Annotated in this window: 18 protein-coding genes and 1 pseudogene; 6 read left to right on the top strand and 13 right to left on the bottom strand. The window is 65.1% G+C overall.

From position 1 onward, the window contains the following. Positions 1-12: 12 nt before the first annotated feature. Positions 13-1,221 carry an NADH:flavin oxidoreductase gene (locus tag N4S67_RS05020; protein WP_390893222.1) on the bottom strand — a complete coding sequence of 403 codons (1,209 nt, stop codon included), beginning with the start codon at positions 1,219-1,221 and terminating at the stop codon, positions 13-15. A 121-nt stretch (positions 1,222-1,342) separates the two neighbouring features. Here N4S67_RS05020 and N4S67_RS05025 point away from each other — a divergent pair. Further along, a pseudogene (locus N4S67_RS05025) lies at positions 1,343-1,507 on the top strand (NAD-dependent epimerase/dehydratase family protein); the annotation flags it as partial. Here N4S67_RS05025 and N4S67_RS05030 read toward each other — a convergent pair. Next, positions 1,433-2,026 (bottom strand): TetR/AcrR family transcriptional regulator, encoded by a 594-nt coding sequence (locus N4S67_RS05030; RefSeq protein ID WP_260991795.1) that lies wholly within the window; start codon positions 2,024-2,026, stop codon positions 1,433-1,435. The pseudogene N4S67_RS05025 and the gene N4S67_RS05030 overlap by 75 nt on opposite strands. Positions 2,027-2,131: 105 nt before the next feature. Between N4S67_RS05030 and N4S67_RS05035 the strand changes: the two genes are divergently transcribed. After that, a complete protein-coding gene (locus tag N4S67_RS05035; RefSeq protein ID WP_260991796.1) occupies positions 2,132-2,857 on the top strand; it encodes an AraC family transcriptional regulator in 726 nt (241 codons plus the stop codon). On the opposite strand, the gene N4S67_RS05040 is transcribed toward N4S67_RS05035, so the two are convergent. Beyond that, positions 2,794-3,192: a VOC family protein gene (locus N4S67_RS05040; protein WP_260991797.1), complete on the bottom strand. Its 399-nt coding sequence runs from the start codon at positions 3,190-3,192 to the stop codon at positions 2,794-2,796. The two genes, N4S67_RS05035 and N4S67_RS05040, sit on opposite strands and share 64 nt — an antisense overlap. Positions 3,193-3,381: 189 nt before the next feature. Between N4S67_RS05040 and N4S67_RS05045 the strand changes: the two genes are divergently transcribed. After that, a complete protein-coding gene (locus N4S67_RS05045) occupies positions 3,382-4,092 on the top strand; it encodes an LpqN/LpqT family lipoprotein (RefSeq protein WP_260991798.1) in 711 nt (236 codons plus the stop codon). Positions 4,093-4,095: 3 nt separating this feature from the next. Here the strand turns inward: N4S67_RS05045 and N4S67_RS05050 are convergent, their stop codons facing one another. Genes N4S67_RS05050 through N4S67_RS05060 form a run of 3 tightly spaced genes read right to left on the bottom strand, consistent with a single transcriptional unit; the run spans position 4,096 to position 7,654 of the window. Then, a complete protein-coding gene (locus N4S67_RS05050) occupies positions 4,096-4,797 on the bottom strand; it encodes an alpha/beta fold hydrolase (RefSeq protein WP_260991799.1) in 702 nt (233 codons plus the stop codon). 52 nt (positions 4,798-4,849) lie between these two features. After that, positions 4,850-5,971, bottom strand: coding sequence for an NAD(P)H-dependent flavin oxidoreductase (locus tag N4S67_RS05055; RefSeq protein ID WP_260991800.1), 1,122 nt, complete (start codon positions 5,969-5,971; stop codon positions 4,850-4,852). A gap of 27 nt (positions 5,972-5,998) precedes the next feature. After that, positions 5,999-7,654, bottom strand: a complete 1,656-nt coding sequence (locus N4S67_RS05060; RefSeq protein WP_260991801.1) for an acyl-CoA synthetase — start codon at positions 7,652-7,654, stop codon at positions 5,999-6,001. 69 nt (positions 7,655-7,723) lie between these two features. On the opposite strand from N4S67_RS05060, the gene N4S67_RS05065 reads away from it, so the two are divergent. After that, the gene (locus N4S67_RS05065) at positions 7,724-8,524 is read left to right on the top strand and encodes a crotonase/enoyl-CoA hydratase family protein (RefSeq protein ID WP_260991802.1); all 801 of its coding nucleotides are present in this window, start codon (positions 7,724-7,726) and stop codon (positions 8,522-8,524) included. An 81-nt stretch (positions 8,525-8,605) separates the two neighbouring features. Here the strand turns inward: N4S67_RS05065 and N4S67_RS05070 are convergent, their stop codons facing one another. Both N4S67_RS05070 and N4S67_RS05075 read right to left on the bottom strand, forming a co-directional pair. Further along, positions 8,606-10,117 (bottom strand): sugar transferase, encoded by a 1,512-nt coding sequence (locus N4S67_RS05070; protein ID WP_260991803.1) that lies wholly within the window; start codon positions 10,115-10,117, stop codon positions 8,606-8,608. Between the two features lie 119 nt (positions 10,118-10,236). After that, on the bottom strand, positions 10,237-10,986 hold the full coding sequence (locus N4S67_RS05075; protein WP_260991804.1) for a GAF domain-containing protein: 750 nt from the start codon (positions 10,984-10,986) through the stop codon (positions 10,237-10,239). A gap of 109 nt (positions 10,987-11,095) precedes the next feature. Between N4S67_RS05075 and N4S67_RS05080 the strand changes: the two genes are divergently transcribed. Together N4S67_RS05080 and N4S67_RS05085 are read left to right on the top strand one after the other, a co-directional pair. Next, positions 11,096-12,247, top strand: a complete 1,152-nt coding sequence (locus N4S67_RS05080; protein WP_260991805.1) for a glycosyltransferase family 4 protein — start codon at positions 11,096-11,098, stop codon at positions 12,245-12,247. Beyond that, a complete protein-coding gene (locus tag N4S67_RS05085; RefSeq protein WP_260991806.1) occupies positions 12,244-13,845 on the top strand; it encodes a glycosyl hydrolase family 28-related protein in 1,602 nt (533 codons plus the stop codon). Before N4S67_RS05080 ends, N4S67_RS05085 begins: the two co-directional genes overlap by 4 nt. Here N4S67_RS05085 and N4S67_RS05090 read toward each other — a convergent pair. The 5 genes from N4S67_RS05090 to N4S67_RS05110 all read right to left on the bottom strand — a co-directional run bounded on the left by N4S67_RS05090 (position 13,757) and on the right by N4S67_RS05110 (position 20,120). Next, a complete protein-coding gene (locus N4S67_RS05090) occupies positions 13,757-14,971 on the bottom strand; it encodes a hypothetical protein (protein WP_260992063.1) in 1,215 nt (404 codons plus the stop codon). The genes N4S67_RS05085 and N4S67_RS05090 overlap by 89 nt on opposite strands. 107 nt (positions 14,972-15,078) lie before the next feature. Next, positions 15,079-16,245: a hypothetical protein gene (locus tag N4S67_RS05095; RefSeq protein ID WP_260991807.1), complete on the bottom strand. Its 1,167-nt coding sequence runs from the start codon at positions 16,243-16,245 to the stop codon at positions 15,079-15,081. A 26-nt stretch (positions 16,246-16,271) separates the two neighbouring features. Continuing rightward, entirely contained in the window at positions 16,272-17,390 is a 1,119-nt protein-coding gene (locus N4S67_RS05100; protein ID WP_260991808.1) for a glycosyltransferase, read from the bottom strand. Further along, positions 17,387-18,679: a hypothetical protein gene (locus N4S67_RS05105; RefSeq protein ID WP_260991809.1), complete on the bottom strand. Its 1,293-nt coding sequence runs from the start codon at positions 18,677-18,679 to the stop codon at positions 17,387-17,389. Before N4S67_RS05105 ends, N4S67_RS05100 begins: the two co-directional genes overlap by 4 nt. A gap of 238 nt (positions 18,680-18,917) precedes the next feature. Continuing rightward, complete coding sequence (locus N4S67_RS05110) at positions 18,918-20,120, bottom strand: cytochrome P450 (RefSeq protein WP_260991810.1); 1,203 nt, start codon at positions 20,118-20,120, stop codon at positions 18,918-18,920.

Below are 20,120 nucleotides of genomic sequence, written 5' to 3' on the forward strand. Positions count from 1 at the left end.
CGTCCCACTTCGCTATCTCCCTATCGACTCCGGCCGCAAGACGCACCGGGTCCCGTCATAGATCGTCGCCATGCATTTCGTGCAGTGCACGCACAACCCCTCGTGTGCTGTGCCGGCCTGAAACTTGTTGACGAGTGCGGGATCACGCAGCAGAGCGCGGGCCATGGCCACGAACTCGAAACCTTCGTCCAGTGCATTGGTGACTGTCGTCATCGTGTTGACACCGCCGAGAAGGATCAGCGGCATCGTCAATGCTTCGCGGAACTGGCGGGCCTGGGGCAGGAAGAAGGCTTCCTCGAACGGATAGGTCCGAAACATCCGGTTGCCGATGACCCGTAGACCGAGTCCCACGGAGGCCGGCTGAGAGGCGATGAACTCGGCCATCGGCACGTCACCGCGAAAGTAGTACATCGGGTTGAGCAGCGAGCTGCCGCCGGTCAACTCCAGAGCGTCGAGGTGACCGTCCGTTTCGAGCAGGCGTGCGGTCGGCAGGCTGTCGGTCAGCCAGAAGCCACCTCGGACACCGTCGTCCATGTTGAACTTCGCGGTGACCGCGACGGTGTCGCCGGCCTCGGCGCGCACTCGTTCGACGACCCGACGTGCGAGTTCGGCCCGCCGTGCCGTGTCACCACCGAAGCGGTCTCTGCGTTTGTTGAGGTTCGGGCTCAAGAAGGAGCTCAGCAGGTATCCATGTCCGAGGTGCACCTCGATGGCGTCGAAGCCGGCATCGACGGCGTTGCGGGCCGCCACCCCGAAGTCGCTGACCACTTCATCGAGTTGTTCTATCGTGGCGGCGCGCACCAATCCCATTGCGGGCGCGCTGAATCGGGTCGACGGCGCGAGAGTGCGCATCCGGTTCGAGCGGGTGTTGGCGACAAGACCCGCGTGGCCGATCTGTGCGCACACCAGCGCACCGCGGGTGTGCACCGCATCGGTCAACCGGCGCAATGCAGTGGCCCGGCGGGTGTCGAGCACCATGGTGTCGCGGTGGACCCGGCCGCCGGGTGAGATCGCGCAGTAGGCGACGGTCGTCATCGCGGCGCCACCCTCGGCTACCTCGATGTGGAAATCAATGAGACCGTCGGTCACCTCGCCGCGCGGCATTCGTCCCTCGAAAGTCGCGGCCTTGATGAATCGGTTCTTCAGGGTCAGCGGCCCCAGCCTCATCGGCGTGAACGCCGCGGACGGAGCGGTCGTGATCTCGTGCACTTTCGATACCATTGGCCCCGTAATATAGCAGTGCGCAATCTCGAGAGCAGGAGTGCCACGATGATCGCCGTCACCGGCGGCACCGGTGATGTCGCCGACGTCCACAGTTCCGATGAGCCAGAGGGCTTTTCGTGGCCGGAGCTACGAGGCGGCGCTCCTTCTCACCGCGGCGACACCGACCGACGACTCGGAAACCATCCGAGACCTCGGCATGAGGAGACGTTCAGCTGTCGACGCCATCATCGCGTCCTTCCCGGACCGCGGCCTCGCTCAGGATGCCGGTGATCCGGGCGTGTAGCGCATCCGTGTCATCCTCGAGGGCAACGGTGGTGAGGAATAGGGCCGCGCCCGCGGCCATCGCTATGACGGCACGGGCGTCGCGCTCGGCGCCGTCCGGGTCGGGATCGCCGCCGGTGAACAGCGCGACCGCAGGACCACTGAAGTCCGCCCACAATCGAGCGCGAAGCTCATCGTTCTGAGCCATCGCCAGCAGCAATCCGGGCACCGCGGCCCTGACCTCCGGCCGCGCGAACAACTGGCGGCTGCCGCGCGCCACCCAGTCCACCCAACCCCGCTGGTCGGTGTTCGCGAACGGCGCGAGATCCGGCGTCGCGCCGAGTATCGCGTGCAGCACCAGCTCCGCCTTCGACGCCCAGCGACGGTTCAGGCTGGACCGACTGACCCCGGCGCTGGCAGCGATGGACCGCATGCTGAGTTCGTTCCAGCCCACCTCGATGAGCGACTCGCGGACCACCGCGAAGACGCGCGCATCGATCGATCCGTCTCGCGGGCGGCCTGCCGGCCTGGCGTCCTCCACATCAGCAATTCAACCCCGGCAGCCCGTCTGAGCGACCGGCGAGAGGGACTATTCGCGATAAAGCGCGCCGGCGCAGAGGTCGGGGGCCGTCGCTAGCCTCGAGGCGTGGGTTATCGCGAGTATGCGCCGCCCGGCTCACTGGGCGAGCTGGTCGAATGTGCCTGGGTGCTCGACGGGCCCGCCGCGCCGGTGCGGGTGCTGCCCGATGGGTGCATGGACCTCATCCGGATGAACGGTCGCATTGTCGCCGCGGGCCCGGATACCACGGCATCGACGAGCTTTCGAGCCGGAGAATCGTTTGTGGGGTTGAGGTTTCGGCCTGGCGTGCTGCCCCGGTTGCTCGGCGTTCCGGCTTCGCAGGTACGAGATCAACGGGTGGCGCTGGCAGACCTGCATCCAGCGCCGCGAACCGAGTCGCTCATCGAGCTGACCACACGACTGGCCGCAGATCGTCCACGCGGTGAGACCGCGCCGTGGCAGCTCCCGCAACTGCGCTGGATCACCGCTCGGTTGGCGGCCGGGTCGGCGGTCAGCGCGGTCGCGGGCGAGGCTGGCTGGTCAACACGCACGCTGCAGCGCCAGTGCACAGCTGTGTATGGCTACGGCCCGGCGACGCTGCGCCGGATTCTTCGCTTCCGCCGCGCGACCCGGCTCCTGGCAGCCGGCCTTCCCTTTGCCGAGGTGACCACCCGCGTCGGGTACGCGGATCAGCCTCACCTCTACCGCGAGGTCCGCCAGATCGCCGGTGTGCCGGTGGCGTCGCTACGTCAGGATGGCAAGGGGGCGAACAGGTCCACCCAGTTGCCGTCGGGGTCGGCGACGGTCGCATAGCGCTGGCCCCACGGCGCGTCGTAGGGCGCCAACGCCCCGGCGTGGCCGGCCGCGGTGACCTTTTCGAAGAGTGCGTCGACCTCCGCCGGTTCCGCCACGCCCAAGGCAAGCGCCAGTCGGGCCTCCGGCGACGTGGGTGGCGCCCAACCCGGATGCATGCCGGCGATGGTCTGTTCGACGTCGAGCGACATCGTGTTCCCACCGGGCAACTCGATGGCGACGTGGGGGGCGTCGGACTCGGGCACCGGCAGGCCGAGCAGCCGATAGAACTCCAGTGATCGCGCAAGGTCGCCAGTGAAGACTTGAAAGACCGCTGATGTCAGGCGAATGTCCATGCCGAACAAGTTGGGTCCACGGCGCTGCCGCAGTCTTGAACAAATCGGACAAGCGCCTGCTGGATTTGCTCCACCTCGGTAGTTGAGTACTTGTACTCAACCAACATAAGTGCGCTTCTGGGCTACGCTGCCAAACGGCGATCAAGATCGAATGTTTGCCCAGGATTCTTGACCAGACGGGAGTGATCAATGAGGTTCACTACGCTGTCGGCCGGGGCCGCGTTGGCCCTGGCCGTTGTGTTGACGGGTTGCGGTTCGGACACTGAGTCCGAACCGGGCACCCAGGCCGAGTCGTCGACGACCACGACGACAACCACGACCGCGAAGGCGGCGCCGTCGACCGCCAAAGTGGCACCGCGTGGCGAGGATGCGGCGGGCCCGAACCCGACGATTGCGAGCTACATCGCCGAGAACAACATTCAGGAGACGCCCGTCAAGCGCGGCGACCCCGGCTCGCCCACAATCGATCTCCCCTTCCCGCCGGGGTGGGAGGACGCCGGTCCGGACACCCCGGAATGGGCTTACGGCGCCATCATCTACACCGGGCCGGAGGCCGCCGAGTACACGCCGAGCATCGTCGCGATCGTGTCGAAGCTGACCGGCAACGTCGATCCGCAGGCGATCATCGATCTCGCGCCCGGAGAGCTGCAGAACCTCGAGGGCTACGAGTCGATGGCCGAGGGCTCCACCGATACGCTCGGTGGCTATCCGGCTGTACAACTGGGCGGCTTCTGGGTGCAGGACGGACAGAAGAAGGTCGTCGCACAGAAGACGGTAGTGATCCCCGGCGCCGACGGCGTCTACGTGTTGCAGCTCAACGCGGACGGGTTGGAAGACCAGATGAGCATCATCGGTCCGGCGACGAATGTGATCGACGAGCAGACGACGATCACACCCTGACCGCTACGCGAGCCCGTGAAGGACGTCAGCGAGCGCCCCGGGGCGCGACAGAAACGGTGAGTGACTACCCGCCATCTCGACTACGTCAGCACCCAACCGCTCTCGCGCCATCCGCCTCGACCAGTCGGGGTTCACCATCCGGTCCTCGGCGCACAGGATGTAGGTGTTGTCGACGCGCGGAAGTTCGGTGAGCGAGCACGGCAGTCGATACGGATGCGTCGCTTGTGGGCACAGCCGGGCGAACGCCGCCGAGGCCGTGTCGTCGTCACAATCGCCGAACAGATGGCGGCACGCCACCTCCTCATCGACCCAGGTCCGGCGGCCGTGAATGTCCTTCTCGCTCAATCCCATCGCGTAATCGGGGTTGAGCATCGACTCGTCTTCGGCCATCTGCTGCGCGAGGGCTATCCCGGGGACGGGCAGCAGCGCACACAGATACACGACCCGGCGCACCGACTGGCGCGCAGCCACGAGCGGAATGGTCTGCCCCGCCAGTGAGTGACCGACCAGTATCAGATCTTGGCCATCGACGCCCCTGACGGCGTCGCAGACGACATCGGCGTAGTCGTCGAACGTGGCGGCGCCGTCGTCACACGGCAGATCCATCGCGATCGTGCGATGGCCCTTCGATTCCAGTTCGGGCGTCAGCCGATCCCAGCACCATGCGCCGTGCCAAGCGCCATGTACCAGAACGAACGTCGCCATCGCCACCCCCGTGTGATCCGTCGAATCGTATGGGGGCTGGCCCGCGCTGCGGCTAGTTATCGCGGATGTCGTCGAGGCGGCGACTGGCTTCGTCGAAGCCGGAGACCAGTTCGGCAATGATGTCCGCGACGGGGCGGATCTCGTTCATGCGCCCGACGATCTGACCGACCGGCATCGCGACGGTGTCAGGGTTGTCCGCCTCGTTCATCCGCTGATGAGCCTCGCTGACGAGGATGTTCTGCAACGGCATCGGCAGCGGTTCGGGCGCGTCGGGAGCATCCCACGCCTCGGTCCACTTCGTCTTCAGCAGGCGGGCGGGCTTTCCGGTGTAGATCCGGCGGCGCACGGTGTCGGCGGAGGTGGCGCGCAGCAGCCCCTCCTGAATGGTCGAAACGCCGCTCGGCTTCCGGTGGCCCAGGTCGTATTCGGCGGCGGTGAGGAATGCCGAGCCCATCCACACTCCCTGCGCGCCCAGCGCTAGCGCAGCGGCGACCTGCCTGCCGGTGCCGATGCCGCCCGCAGCCAGTACCGGCGCTTTACCGTCAAGCGCGTCAACGATTTCCGGCCACAGCACCATCGATCCGATCTCACCGGTGTGCCCGCCGGCCTCATGGCCCTGTGCCACAACGATGTCAACGCCGTTTTCGGCGTGCCGCTGCGCGTGCTTGGCGCTGCCGGCAAGAGCGGCGACCGGCACACCGGCCGCATGTACCTGGTCGATCACGTCCTTCGGCGGCGAGCCCAGCGCGTTCGCGATCAGCTTGATCGGATGTTTGAGCGCCACGTCGACGTGCGAGCGGGCCACCGAATGCAACCAGCCCAAAACCCCCTCGTTGCGTTCCCCGTCCTCTGGGAGGGGCGGAACACCAAGATCGGCAAGCGTTTTCGAGACGAAATCGCGGTGGCTGTGCGGAATGAGCTTGTCGATATCGACCGCCGTACCCTCCTGCGGGATCTTGGCGGGCATCACCACGTCGACGCCGTAGGGCTTGCCTTCGGTGTTCTCGTCCATCCAGCACAGGACGTTCTCGAGATCCTCGGCCTCGTTGAACCGAACGCAGCCCAGCACGCCGAGACCACCGGCCTTGCTGACCGCGGCGGCCACCTTCTCCGACGGCGTGAAGACGAAGATCGGGTATTCGATGCCGAAGCGATCGCAGAGTTCCGTGCGCATCTATCTCTCCCGTCGCTTCGCTCGCCCCTACGAGGACGACGTTCCTACATGGTTGGCGTGTGCGTCGTCGGCGGGCCGTTCCTCGGTGGTGTCCTTGGCCCAGCGGTAGTCGGGCTTGCCCGCCGGCGTGCGGTGAATCTCGTCGACCCACCAAATCTTGCGCGGCACCTTATATCCCGCAATCTCCTGACGGACGAAGGTGTCCAACTCCGCCAGGGTCGGGTTCGTGCCGGGGCGGCGGTGCACGACCGCGGCCACGCACTGGCCGTAGCGCTCGTCGGGCACTCCGACGACCAGTGCGTCGAACACATCGGGATGGCCCTTCAGCGCGGCCTCGACCTCTTCGGGGTAGATCTTCTCGCCGCCGCTGTTGATCGACTGCGAACCGCGGCCCAGCATCGTCACGCTGCCGTCGGCCTCGACCTCGGCGAAGTCACCGGGGATCGCGTACCGCACGCCGTTGAAGGTCTTGAACGTCTCGGCGGTCTTCTTCTCGTCCTTGAAGTAGCCGACGGGGATGTGGCCGCGCTTGGCGATCATTCCGCGCACCCCGGATCCGGGCTTGACCTCGTTACCGTCCTCGTCGAGCACGACGGTGTTCTTGTCGATGGTGACGCGCGGACCACCGGTATGCGACTCCCCCTTGGCCACCACACTGGTGCCGCCGAATCCGGTCTCCGACGATCCGATCGAGTCGGTGATGACGCGATTGGGCAGCAGTTCGAGGAACTTCTCCTTGATGCTCGTGGAGAACAACGCCGCGGTGCTGGCCAGCAGGAACAGACTCGACAGGTCAGGTTCCCTTCCGGCGTCGTGCACCTTGGTCAACGCGTCGAGCAGCGGACGCGCCATCGCGTCGCCGGTGAAGAAGAGCAGATTGACCTTGTGCTTCTCGATCGTCTGCCACACCTTTTCGGCGTCGAATTCCGGTGCGAGCACGATGGTTCCGCCGGAGAACAACGCCATCCAGGTCGCTGACTGCGTCGCGCCGTGGATCATCGGGGGAATCGGATAACGGATCATCGGCGGCCCCGCGGCCGCCTGCTTGGACAGGTCGTACTCGTCAGCGATCGGTTCACCCGTCGCAAAGTCGGTGCCGCCGAACAGCACACGGTAGATGTCCTCGTGGCGCCACATGACGCCCTTCGGGAACCCGGTGGTGCCGCCGGTGTACAACAGGTAGATGTCGTCCTCGCTGCGCGGGCCGAAATCGCGTTCGGCCGATGCATTTTCGAGGGCGGAGTAGAACTCGACGCCACCGTAGCGCTGATAGTCGTCGTCGCTGCCGTCCTCGACCACCAGGACGGTCTGGACGGCCGGTGTCTCGGGCAGCACGTTGGCGACGCGGTCGGAATAGCGGCGCTCGTGCACCAGCGCGACCATGTCGGAGTTCTCGAACAGATACTTCAGCTCGCCCTCGACGTAGCGGAAGTTGACGTTGACCAGGATGGCGCCCGCCTTGATGATGCCGACCATCGCGATCACGATCTCGATGCGGTTGCGGCAGTACAACCCGACCTTGTCGTCCTTCTTGACGCCCTGCTCTTGAAGGTAGTGAGCCAGGCGGTTGGCCTTGTCCTCCAATTGGGCATAGGTGAGCTGGTCGTCGCCGCAGATCAGGGCAACGCGGTCAGGCACAGCGTCAATGGCGTGCTCGGCGAGATCAGCGATGTTCAGGGCCACGAGACCTAAACTAGAACGTGTTACATTTCCAGACAAGTCTATGGCATCGACGCTGAAAGGCGGACCTCCGTGAGCGAGTCTGAGAAAGGCCCCGACGCCCTCATTGAGCAGCGCGGACACACTCTGATCGTCACGCTGAATCGACCCGAGGCGCGCAACGCGCTTTCCACCGAGATGCTCTCGATCATGGTGGAAGCCTGGGACCGCGTCGACAACGATCCGGAGATCCGCAGCTGCGTCCTCACCGGAGCTGGCGGCTACTTCTGCGCGGGCATGGATCTCAAGGCGGCGACGGCCAAGCCGCCGGGCGACTCGTTCTCCGACGGCAGTTATGACCCGTCGCGGATCGACGCCCTGCTGAAGGGCCGCCGGCTCACCAAGCCGTTGATCGCGGCCGTCGAGGGTCCCGCGATCGCGGGCGGCACCGAGATTTTGCAGGGCACCGACATCCGCATCGCCGGCGCGAGCGCGAAGTTCGGCATCTCCGAGGCGAAGTGGAGCCTCTACCCGATGGGCGGGTCAGCGGTGCGTCTCGTGCGCCAGATCCCGTACACGATCGCGTGCGATCTTCTGTTGACAGGCAGGCACATCACCGCGGCCGAGGCGCTGGACTACGGGCTGATCGGTTACGTGGTGCCCGACGGCACGGCGCTGGACAAGGCGCTGCAGATCGCCGAGGTGATCAACAACAACGGGCCGCTCGCCGTGCAGGCGATCCTGAAGTCGATCCACGAGACCGAGGGCATGCACGAGAACGACGCCTTCAAGATCGACACTCAGATCGGCATCAAGGTGTTCCTCTCAGAGGACGCCAAGGAAGGCCCGCTGGCGTTCAAGGAGAAGCGGGCGCCCAACTTCACTATGAAGTAGCCCGCGCTAGGTGCATGCCGTCACGTCCGATCGGGCGACACTGTGGTGGGTCCGAAGGTTCATGACGGCCGGCGACGATGATCAATCCTCTGCCTTGTGCAGAACCGCCAACACGGTCAGCAACAGAATTCTGAAATCGAGGCGCAGCGACCAGTTCTCGATGTAGTAGTTGTCGAATTCGGCCCTATCGGCGATTGAGGTCTGCCCCCGAAGGCCGTGCACCTGGGCCCAGCCCGTAATGCCGGCCTTGACCCTGTGCCTGTCGCCATAGCGCCGCACCTGCAGTTCGAACAACTCGACGAATGCCGGCCGCTCGGGACGCGGGCCCACCAGACTCATGTCTCCGCGCAGCACGTTGAGCAGTTGAGGCAGCTCGTCCATCGACGTCTGACGCATGACCTTGCCGATCCGAGTGCGCCGATCGACGCCTTCCACCCCACCGGGCGCGGACCCGTCCTCCATGGCGAAGCCCGCGTCGGCCGGATCCTGGGGGCGCATACTGCGGAACTTCAAACAGTCGAAGATCTTGCCGTCACGCCCGATGCGTTCCTGACGGTAGAAGACCGGTCCCGGCGAGCTGATCTTGACCAGTAGCGCCAGGCCGATGAACACGGGCGAAATGGCCAACAGTCCGACCCCGGCAACCAACTTGTCGGAAACGTGCTTGAACGCAAACTGCCAACCCTTCGGATCGACGTGGCAGAGGACAATGAGAGGGATGCCGCCCAGGTGCTCGACCCGGGCGCCGACGCCGACGACGTCCATCAGTCGCGGTACTACACGTACTCGTATTCCGAGGGTGTGCGCCACCATGGCGGCGTGCGCCAACTGCTCGTCGGGGACCAACGACGGCGCGACGATGAGCTCTTCGGCATGAGTTGCGCGTGCTGCACTCTCCAGGTTGTACAGGGTTCCCAGGTATGGCACGTCGAGCAAGCCATCGTCTGGTGGTCGGGTGTCATCCAGCACGCCGACGGGACGTAGACCGTACTCAGCTACCTGGTGCATCCTCGCGATCAGTTGATGGGCGATCGGACCTGAGCCGACGATCAGCGTCGGCGCGGCAATGCGGAACTTCCGCCGCAGGTAGCGATACACCAGGGATTTACCCAGACGTACCGTGGGCATGAGGATGGCCGCACACACCCACACGCGCAGAACCAAGTCGCCGGGACGGTCCTGCGCGGCCGCCAACTCAACGCTCTGGAATGACGGGTCGGCCTGCAGCAAAACGGTCAACGTCGCCAGTGCGGCCATTGCGACTGCCGTCTCCACCGGTTCGAAGTCGTCGAGAAACTTGATGTTCAGCTTGCGCGTGTACATGGACCGAGTGGCCAATGCGGCCACCACGAACAGCACGAAGGCCCACGAATCCTCCGAGAAGTCGCGAACTTCCATCGCGCCCGGGAGCCACCACTGAGCGAGCACAACTGCACCGGCAGCTGACAAGACGTCGAGCACCACGGTGATCGCGGAGAACCACCGAGCACTGCGGAAGCGTTCGATCCGGCGGGGCTGCGTTGCGGCATCCCGTTGCGGTGTCACCGGGCGACTGGGCGCCAGTACCGGTGCCGGCCTGATGTCCAGTGTCATGCATCACATCATAGCTGCATGACTGCATGCATGACACAACTCCTCGTGAAACTGCTGGGCCGCCCACGCAATCACATGGGCGAAGAGGGGTTGAACGTGCCCGCGGTCGCGGACAGTGGCTACCCCGGCGGAATAGCTGAGCGAGGCCGTTTAGCGTCCGTACCGGCCCCGGAACCAAAGATCCGTTCACCGACGAGGTTGGCGAGGTCACCGAGAACCTGGACGTGGCCGGTGCTCCACAGCCGCGGCTTGCTGTCGAAGACGCAGAGGGTACCGATGGCGTTGCCCTCGTGATCGATCAAAGGCATCCCGAGGTAGGCGGCCACGGCGCCGCCGCGGACCACCGGATGGTTCCTGAAGACCGGGTCGCGCCGCGCATCTTCGAGAATCAACGGTGCACCGTTTGCCACCGCATACTGACAGATCGATAGCTCGAGTGGCGTCTGTCTGTCCTCGACGGAGCCATCACCCATTCCGTGGGCGCTCTTGAAGAATTGCCGGTCGACGTCTACCAAAGCCACCGCTGCGTGCGGGGCGTCCAGGGCGGCGGCGGCCGCGCGGGTGATCCGGTCGTACACCTCATCCGGAGGAGAATCGAGCAGCTCGGTCCTATGCAGCGCGCGCAGCCGGTCGGGGTCGCCTATCGCAGCCGATACGTCCGGCATCCCCTCGTGGGTGAGCACCTCGGACTCGGACAGCCGGGCCAATAGTTCCTTGACCGATGGATTCTCGGCTTGCAAGAGATCGCTCACCATCCGTGACGCCACGGCGCGGGCTACATAGGTCGCGACGTCTTCGCCGACTTCGCGCGCACACTCGACCAGCTGGTGGTTGAGCCAATCGTCGAACGATGGCAGCCCGCTGGTCACCCGTCCACGGTATCCGAGTTTCGCTGAAACAGGCATAAGAGGTGCACACGCCGGGGTGACCCCTTAGCGAAGTAGCCTTGGGGCCCACCGCCGGCGATCAGGAGGGGATGTGCCAGAACCACGGACGGTCGACCGCCCCGTCGATCTCCTTTTCGATGCTCGGCATGTGCGCCAGAGCGGCATAGGTACCTACATCCGCACCCAACTTGCTCATTTGGAAGAGGCCGCGGCTCGTCACGGCCGCTCGCTGGCGATACTGCGAGACCGCGACGCCCTGCCTGAACTTCGCCCGGGCACGGGTGTCATCCTTGCCTCTTCGCCGGCGGCCGCGATGTACTCCGTCGCCGAACAGCTCGTGTGGCGTCGCGCGTTCGAAGAAGCGCGACCCCGTGCGGTATGGCTGCCGCACTACCCCTACCCGTTGGCCCGGTTGCTGCCCGGTAACCGCCGGATGCTGACGTATGTCACCGTGCACGACACCATTCATCTTCTGCCCGCGAGCATCAGCGGACAGGGCGCGGCCGGCCGCTCGTATGCGCGCGTGATGCTCAGTGCAGACGCCCGATCGTGTCGCCGGATGTTCACACCGTCAGAAGCGACCGCGACCGACGTGAAGGCAATTGCGCCGAACGCGCGAGTGATGGTGACGCCGATACCCGTTGACGACATCTGGTTCGCGCCAGCCGACCCGGGTCTGTCACCTGTTGTCGGCCCGTATCTGCTATATGTCGGAAATACCAAGCGCTACAAGAACTTGCCGCTCATGGTGGCAGCTTTCTCCGATCTCGCCGAGACCATCCCACACAAGCTGGTGATAGCCGGAGGAGGCGCCTCACTGCGGACGTTGGACGGACGAGTGCGCCGACTCGCTGAGGACAACCGGGACCGGATAGTGCTGACGGGGCAACTCACCTTCGGGGCCTTGCGCGCGCTAGTCGCATCGGCGGACCTGTTGATCATGCCGTCCCTGTACGAAGGTGCCGGGTTGCCACCATTGGAGGCAATGGCCTCGCGCACGGCTGTTCTGTCGTCGGACATCCCGGTTCTGCGAGAAACGTGCGGCGACGGTGCCGACTATTTCGACCCGCACGACCGCGACGGGTTGGCGCGCCTGTTGCGGTCGTACTGCGCGGACGACATGGCCAGATCGGACCTGGCGGCGCGGGGCCACTCCCATGTGCTGCGGCGCCAGCAGCGCATCTGCGCGACCGCCGCAGCCGACGAGATATTCACCGAAATGGCCAGAAGCCGACCTCGATGATATCGAGGCGCAAGCTCCTGGTCAGCGCATCTGCCGCAGCCGCCCTGGCTGTTCTGCCGGGTTGCCAGCGGGAGGGGCGCACCGTCGTCGATGTCAGGAGTTTCGGGGCCAGGGGTGACGGCGCCACGGATGATTCGCACGCCATCCAAGCCGCCGTCTCGGCGCTACGGTCAAGTGGCACACTGTATTTCCCAAGGGGTACGTACCGATTCGCGCAGCGTGGACCCGCGGGGGCAGCGGCCATCCTCATCACCGGGGTCTCGGATGTCGCCGTCGCGTTCGAACCCGGCGCCGAGCTTCTCATGGACAATCTCGATCCCATCGCACACGCCGGTACCAGCCACGGTGTCCTGGTCCGTGGACCGGTATCGCGAATTTCGTTGCGCAATGTGAACATCCGGTGGGCGGAAAATGCGAAGCGGTCCCTCGGCGACGGCATCCGGGTGGTGGGCTGTCCTACCCATGACGGGTCCCCACCGACCGGATGGTCAGGACCGCGGGCACCCGTTGCCGGAATCAGCCTGTCAGACTGCGTCGTTCGATCGAGCCCCCAGGCGGGGGTGATCATGCTCGGCGTGTCCGACGTCACGGTCGCCGGACTGCGGGTTGCCGACACCCAGGCCGATGGCCTGCACTTCAATGCGTGCCGACGAGTCATGGTCGACGATTACAGCGCAGTCGACACCGGCGACGACGGGTTGGCGCTCGTGACCTATTTCGCGCGCGAGTTCTCGTTCGACGAGACCGCGCACACCTTCGCGTTTCCCTCGCTCACCGAGTGGTCCAACACGGACTTTTCCATCGGCAACGTCAGCGTCGTCGGCGGCAACGCGAACGGAGTCCGGATCGCGGGAGCAAACCGGGTCACCGTCGGCGGACTGCGCGTCGCCGGGGTGCGATCCGGCTCGGCGGTCTTGGTGGACTCGGCGGAACCGGGCTCCGACGTCGGCTGGAACTACGTGGCGAGCCGCGCCGTGCACCTTACTGACATCACTGCGGTCACCTGCGACACGGGAATTCACCTTCTGGCCCGACCAGGCGGCTCCGGTGACCGGCGATTCACCGACTTCGACCTCCGTGTCGATGACGCGACCCTCAGCGACTGCAGCAATTGGTCGCTGCGGGCCGAGTCGTTGACCGATCGCAAGGTCAGTGGTCTGCGGATAGCGCGCTGCCGCATCTCGTCCACCTCTACCACGGGTGGCAACGGCGGGGTCGGGATCGGCAACGCACAGGGAATTTCTCTGGGCACCGTCTCGATTCGCCACGCGGACCCGGTGGTCGCCTTCAGCGCTGTGAATACCGCACTGCTCGCAGTCGACCGTCTGAGCGTGGCGATCAGCAAGTCGTATCAGCCTGCAGACACCGTGGCGCCGTCGGTGTGGTTCGACAATTCCGACGGTGTGATCAACGACCTCCAGTTCGATTGGCCGGCTGCACCCTGCTGGTGGAACCCGTTGCGGCGCTCTGCCGAAGGCGCGTGTGGTGACAATGTGTGCGACGCACCGGTCAGTTCTTCCGAGGCGGCCGTATCCTGGCGGCTAGGAGTGCGCTTCCGGCCGTCAGCAACAACAGGAAGACGACGATGCCGTAGGTGAGGATCTGCACGCGCCACACCTCGAGGAAGCAATACGCAACCACACCCGCCGAAGCGGCGATGACCGGGCTGAAACTGAATATTCGCGCGAAGGCGTATCCGGCGAATCCGTAAGCCAGGATCGTGTAGACCCAACCCCAGGCCCCGTACACGGAATAGGTGTCGGCGAACGCGGAATTGGTGAAGAAGTTGCCTGCGAAGGTCACCGAGAATCCATATGTGGCGGCCTGTTTCCAGCTGTCGTCCTTGGCGACCTTGTCGAACTGCAGGAAGGTGGGCTGGACGGCACCCAGCGACGTCAGGGCATCGCCCTGGTTCTCCCAGGCGCCCCGCATCACCGCATCCGATACTCCCAGCGAAACCTGTGCCGGGACGGCCAGGTAGGCCCCTGTCTGATAGACGTTCATCGCGACCGGATTCGAGACCCCGTGCTCGCGGTAGTAATTCGCGTTGCGGAAGTAGTTCAACGCTGTGAGCACAGTGAATCCAATGAGCGCTATCAGCACGAGCGCGATCCCAACGCGCACAGCTGACCTACTGTCAACTAGCTGTGGTTCGCGACTTCTCACCCATGCGGCCAGATAGACCGCGCATGCCATCAGGAGCGCGAGACGCGACGAAATCATGGAGTTCGCGATCAACAGCAGCATCGCAACAACCATGTACGGCCACCCGACGACCTTTTTGCGCCAGAGGAAGACGCTAATGGGCGCAGCCAGAATCGTGGCGTATCGCAACGTCTGCAAACCGGCGAAACCCGAGAGCGCATTGCTGAAGTCGTTGGCAGTCTGCTCGCTCAGGGATTCGACGATGGCGGAGATGCCGCCGACCCTCAAGACCGAGTAGCTGACTCCGAGGGCGCCGGCAGCGAGCAGGAGGAAGAAGTAACGCCGTTCGAACCAGAAGGTTTTCGTGCGCTCGTTGCCGATCGCAGGCCGTGACCTGTGTGAGCCGAGCCAGAAACCGACCATCGACACCATCACGATCGCGCCGTACCACAACACGAGAAGCGCGATACCTCTACCGCTGGCCTGGGCCGGGGTCGAAAACCCGGTCAAAGCCTCGGAACCGGCCTGGGCTCGCCCGAACTGTCGGCTGGTCAACGCCAACCACGCCAGAAATGACATACCCACCGGCGCCAAGATCAAGGCGCCGGGAGTAAACCAACGCGGGACCCGAAGATCTGTTCGGGCGTGGCGCACAGGGGATTCGGCGCTGATGTCTGTGTGCATACCTAGCTGAGCCGTTCGCGTAGCTGTCGCAATCCGAAAGCCGCCGCGTAGTCCGAAGCGTCTTTGACGGCCGCTCGGTGGTAGATGAGGGCCGTGATCATCTCGGCCACGACGAAAGACAGGAAGATCGCGGCCGGGGCGTGCCAGACAAGGAGAAAGCCCACGCTGATCATCAAGTAGATCACCGTGCTGGCACCTCGAATCCAGAACACGGGCACGGTCTTACCGGCCTTGCGGAGCGCGGCGAACGGCACGGTCGACAACAACATGAAGCCCTTCCACAGGCAGGCCAGTAGCAGCGCAGCGACGCCAACATCGCGCCACGCCGGACCGAAGATCAGGCTTCCCAGCCCCCCGAAGGCGGCAATTAGGACTGCCACCATTGCGGCGACGAAAACCACGGTGAAGGGTGCGAGTTCACCCCGGTGGCCGTGGGCGAGCAGTCGATACCTGCCATAGGCCAGGATCGGCTCTACGGCGCCGGCCACCGTGGAGATGACGCGAAACGTGACCGACGCTGCCGGTCCGACCATGACCAGGAGCAGCGACGTGATCGCCGGCTGTACGACGCCGACGACGGCAGTCTCCGCGGTGACCCAACTGGACCTACGGACATCTGGCGGAAAACCCATCCGCGGCAATGCCCTTCCCGGCCGATACCGGACGAGCACCGCGAGTACGGCGCCGACGGCCAGTACCCGTACGCATTGCGGGTTGTGTTGAACGGACATCCAGAGTGCGATCGCACTGGCAACGATCAACACCGCCGCGCCGAGGCCTTCACGTTTCCACGCTCCGCTGACCACCCCGATCGAGCGGGCCATCAGCAACCCGGTCATCACGCCGACAGAGCTCGTCATCAACGCCGCGGTCGTCGCGACCGCTGGTCCGATGACCAGCAGTGCGCCGGAGGCGATGGTCAACAACACCACCCACAGGGGCAGGCCCAAGTCGCCTTCTGCGTCCGGGGTCGCCAGGCGGCCCTCGACGACGAAGGCGTTGAACAGTTGTGCGACGTAGACGCCGACGACGAGCGCCAACGCGAGAAAGCCCTGAGTGTCGATGGGCGCTATGCGCGCATAGATCGCGATGAAGATCGCCGGAAAGACATTCAGCGCGAGACCGGCACCCACCTGGACGGCGGTATGCAGGTGCTTGCTGTCAAGCACGGCTGCGCCCGGCTCCGGCGCGGTGGTCAGCCATGTCGGTGGGCCGCTAGCGTCCGCGTCACCACGCCGGCCATCTTGCTGCGGAAGGCCTCCGGCGAGAATTGTTCGGCGTGCCTTCGGATCCCGACCGGGTCGAAGTGGCGGCCATCGAAGGACGTGAACTTCTCCGCGAAGTTGCTGACCACTTCGGCATCACTGGTGCCGACGACGAGCGCTCCCGTGATGCCGTCGACGACGCTGTCGAGAGCGCCACCGACACCGAACGCGATCACCGGTGTGCCACAAGCCATGGCCTCGACGGGGGTTATGCCGAAGTCCTCCTCCCCGGGCATGACCATCGCCTTGGCGCGGCGGTACAAGCTGCGGAGCTCTCCATCCGACACCCGACCGACAAACGTGATGTCACCGCCTTCGGCAAACTTCCTGCACTTGGCGGCCTCGCGGCCATCGCCCGCGACCACCAGCTTCACCCCGGCCTCCGCCGCCGCCCTGATGGCGATGTCGGGACGCTTGTACCCCACCAACCGCCCCGCGAGCAGAAAGTAGTCGTCACGGGCCTCAGCTGCGTCCGGTGTGTAGAACGAGACGTTCACCGGAGGGTGGACGACCTCTGCCTCACGCTCCCAATGGCGCTCGATCCGCTGTGCCACCGCAGCGCTGTTGGCCACGATGGACGTGATCTTCGGAGCAGCGGCCAGCTCCGCTTTGATCGCCAATCGGGACAACACGTCGAGCGCGAGGCGACCCGGTCGCGACGATGCCTCTTCGCTCCGCATCCTCTCGTCCCACGCCCACCTCGCGGGTGAATGCACGTAGACGACCGTTGGTCTGGTTGTGGCGGCGTTGACCGCGGCCACAGCGAATGCGTGATGGCTGATGATCACAGCGTCCGCGGAACCGAAATCCCGGCGCCTCAACCATCCCGGCACCAGCGGGAGCAACGGCGCGTAGCTGCGGTAACCCGTCATGCGGTAAGCCGAGGACAGCGGACCAGTGATCACGCGCGAGGCAAACGCCGCAGCCACCCGTGTATCGACGATGGGAATGCTGATGGGCGCATCCGGCCACTCCCGCGACAGCTCGGTAACGACGTGCTCCGAACCGGCGATCTCGGTCAGCCGTTCGTGAACGATCGCGACCCTCACTGCGGGCTCTGCGCGTCGTCGGTGCCTGCGGTATTCGGTTGACGTCTTCGTGATCTTGCCCGCTGCCGTCGGCGGTAGGTGAAAGCCGCCACCACCGGCGCGGCACTGGACGCCGCTGTAGCCCGCAGCGCCAACGCTTGCGCCACCGTGTCGGCCTCGATTCGGACCACGAGCACGATGCCCGTGGCGGCACCGATGATGCCGGGGGTCAGTGTCGGGTCGCCGACGGCTCCGCCTGCGACGACTCGTGTCGTGGGCGGTTCAGCCGAGGAGGGCAACGAATGTTGCCCCATCGGACTCGCCGCACCCGCCGCAGGCACACTTTCGGCCGCCGCGAACTCGAGCAGCGAAGCCACCTCTGAGCTCCCCGACGACGACGACGCGCCGATGACGAGGATCACGCGATTCGCCCCCGCAGACGGACATTGCGCATAGAGCGTGCGGGCGAGCCGCACCTGTTCATCGGACCAGGCATCACGGGGCGGCATGTCGAGATCAACGGCGGGCAGGAGCACACCGTCGACACTGTCGGTCAAGGTCTTCACCAACGACCCGCGACCCGAGCGTCGCCGTCGAGCGAGTAGGACCGCCGCCACGCACGAACCGCCCACCAGTGCACCGAGAAACACGCCGATGACCCACTGCTGAGAGCTCGGATGGTTCGGAATCGGCGGCTGCACAACCGTCAACACGCTGGCCTGAGCCGCTTCGAGCTCGATGCTCTCGCGCACTCGTTCCCATTCCCGCATCCGCGCGGGGTCTGCGGCATCGCGCTGCTGCCACTCGGACAGCGTCGGCAGAATTGTTCGTAGCTGCTCGTCGACGCGCCGCCCAAGCTCTTGGCCGTAGAGATCAATGGCCGTCTGCACCGTTCTGGTGGCTTCATCGTCGGAATTGCTGCTGCAGCTAATGGTGACCACAGACGACTCGCTGGCCTGCGCAACATTGAGTTCCGCGGGCTCGTCCTTGGCCAACTTCTCGGCCACCGCCTGAGCAAAGCCCTCGCCAGACAGGTAGGCGATTTCCCCAGCGACGAATCTGCCTGTGCTGTCCTGGTTGTCAGGGGTGATCTGACTCGCCCCGCCTGCGAGCGCCGTCAAATCGGCCGGATCCTGGAGCCGCAAAAAAGCTGTCGCGGTGGTGTCGGTAGTCATGGCACCGAAGACCAGCCCACCGATGAGCGCCCCGGCGCAGAGGCCGATGACCGTGCCGATGATCAGCCTCACCGTCACGAAGCGGGTTTCGAGTGACGAGATCGTCGCAGTCGCGGACGCGGGCACTTTCGACATGTCGATAGACACTCTGCGGCCCTCCGTCCTGCACCTGGTGAGTCAACAGTAGATGGGCCGGACCGTTTGCCGCGCCAGACTCTCTACATCCGGTGCGCATCGCCCGCGCGGCCTTCAATCGGCGCACCAGCAATCGGCAACGCCTTCGGCGGCGCCGCTATCGTCTACGAGTCGGGTTTGCCAGGAGCGGACGGTGGGCGTGGCCCAACGCAGTGACGCTCACGCTCGCAAAGGTGCGCTAGGCCAAGGGCGTGCTTGGGGTGAAGACGACCGGCATCTGTTCGAGACCGGAGACGAAGTTCGCCGGCCGCAGCGGCAGCGCCGCGTCGGAGGCCAGCCGGAGATCCGGCAGCCGCTGCAGCAAGCGCGTCTGCATGATCGAAAGCTCCAATCGCGCAAGCTGATTGCCCAGACAGAAGTGGGTTCCGAAGCCGAACGCGAGGTGGTTGTTCGGATAGCGCTCGATGTTGAACGACTCCGGGTCGTCGAATACCTTCTCGTCGAAGTTCGCCGACTCGAACAGCAGGATCATCTTCTCGCCCTCTTTGAGGGCGGTGCCGTGAAACTCGGTGTCCGCGGTGATGGTGCGCGCCATGTTCTTCACCGGCGCCGTCCACCGCAGCATCTCCTCGATTGCGTTGGGCAGCAACGTGAGATCCTCGGTCAGCCGCCGGTGCTGGTCGGGATGGAGCAACAACTGCCTCGTGCCGCCGGACAACGTGTGACGGGTGGTCTCGTCGCCACCGATCAACAGCAGCAGCACCTCGGTGACGATCTGGTGGTCCTCCAGCTTGGAGCCCTCGACCTCCGCGTGCACCAGCACGCTCACCAGATCGTCGGTCGGCTCGGACTTGCGCACCTCGATCATGCCCATCATGTACTGGCTGTAGGCCGCGAACGCGTCCATCGTCAGCTGGAACTGCTCGGGGTCCGCGGTGCTGCTCAACGCGCCTACCAGGTCGTCGGACCATTTCAGGAACATCTCGCGTTCCTCGGGGCGCACGCCGAGCATGTCGCCGATGACCGCCATCGGAAGCGGGGCGGCCAGATCCCAGACGAAGTCGCACTCGCCGCGCTCGCACACGTTGTCGATCAACGTGTCACACAGCGAAGTGATCGAGCCCTCAAGGTCTTTCACCCGCTTACGGGTGAAGCCGGAGTTGACGAGCTTGCGCCGCAACAGATGTTGCGGGTCGTCCATCTCGATCATCATCTCGACGCCCGGTTGATCCGGCCGGATCCCGCCCGCATTGGAGAACAGCTCGGGATTGCGTTCGGCTTCGATCACGGCGGCGTACGTGGCGGCCGCGGCCAGGCCGTTGCGGTCGCGAAAGACGGGTTCGTTATCCCGCATCCACTTGTAGATCGGCCGCGAGTCGCCCGCGTAGAACGCGCCGTCGGTGAGGTCGACATCCGGTTTCGTCGACGTCGTCGCTGTCAT

The organism is Mycobacterium deserti (genome assembly GCF_025345615.1).
GTDB lineage: Bacteria > Actinomycetota > Actinomycetes > Mycobacteriales > Mycobacteriaceae > Mycobacterium > Mycobacterium deserti.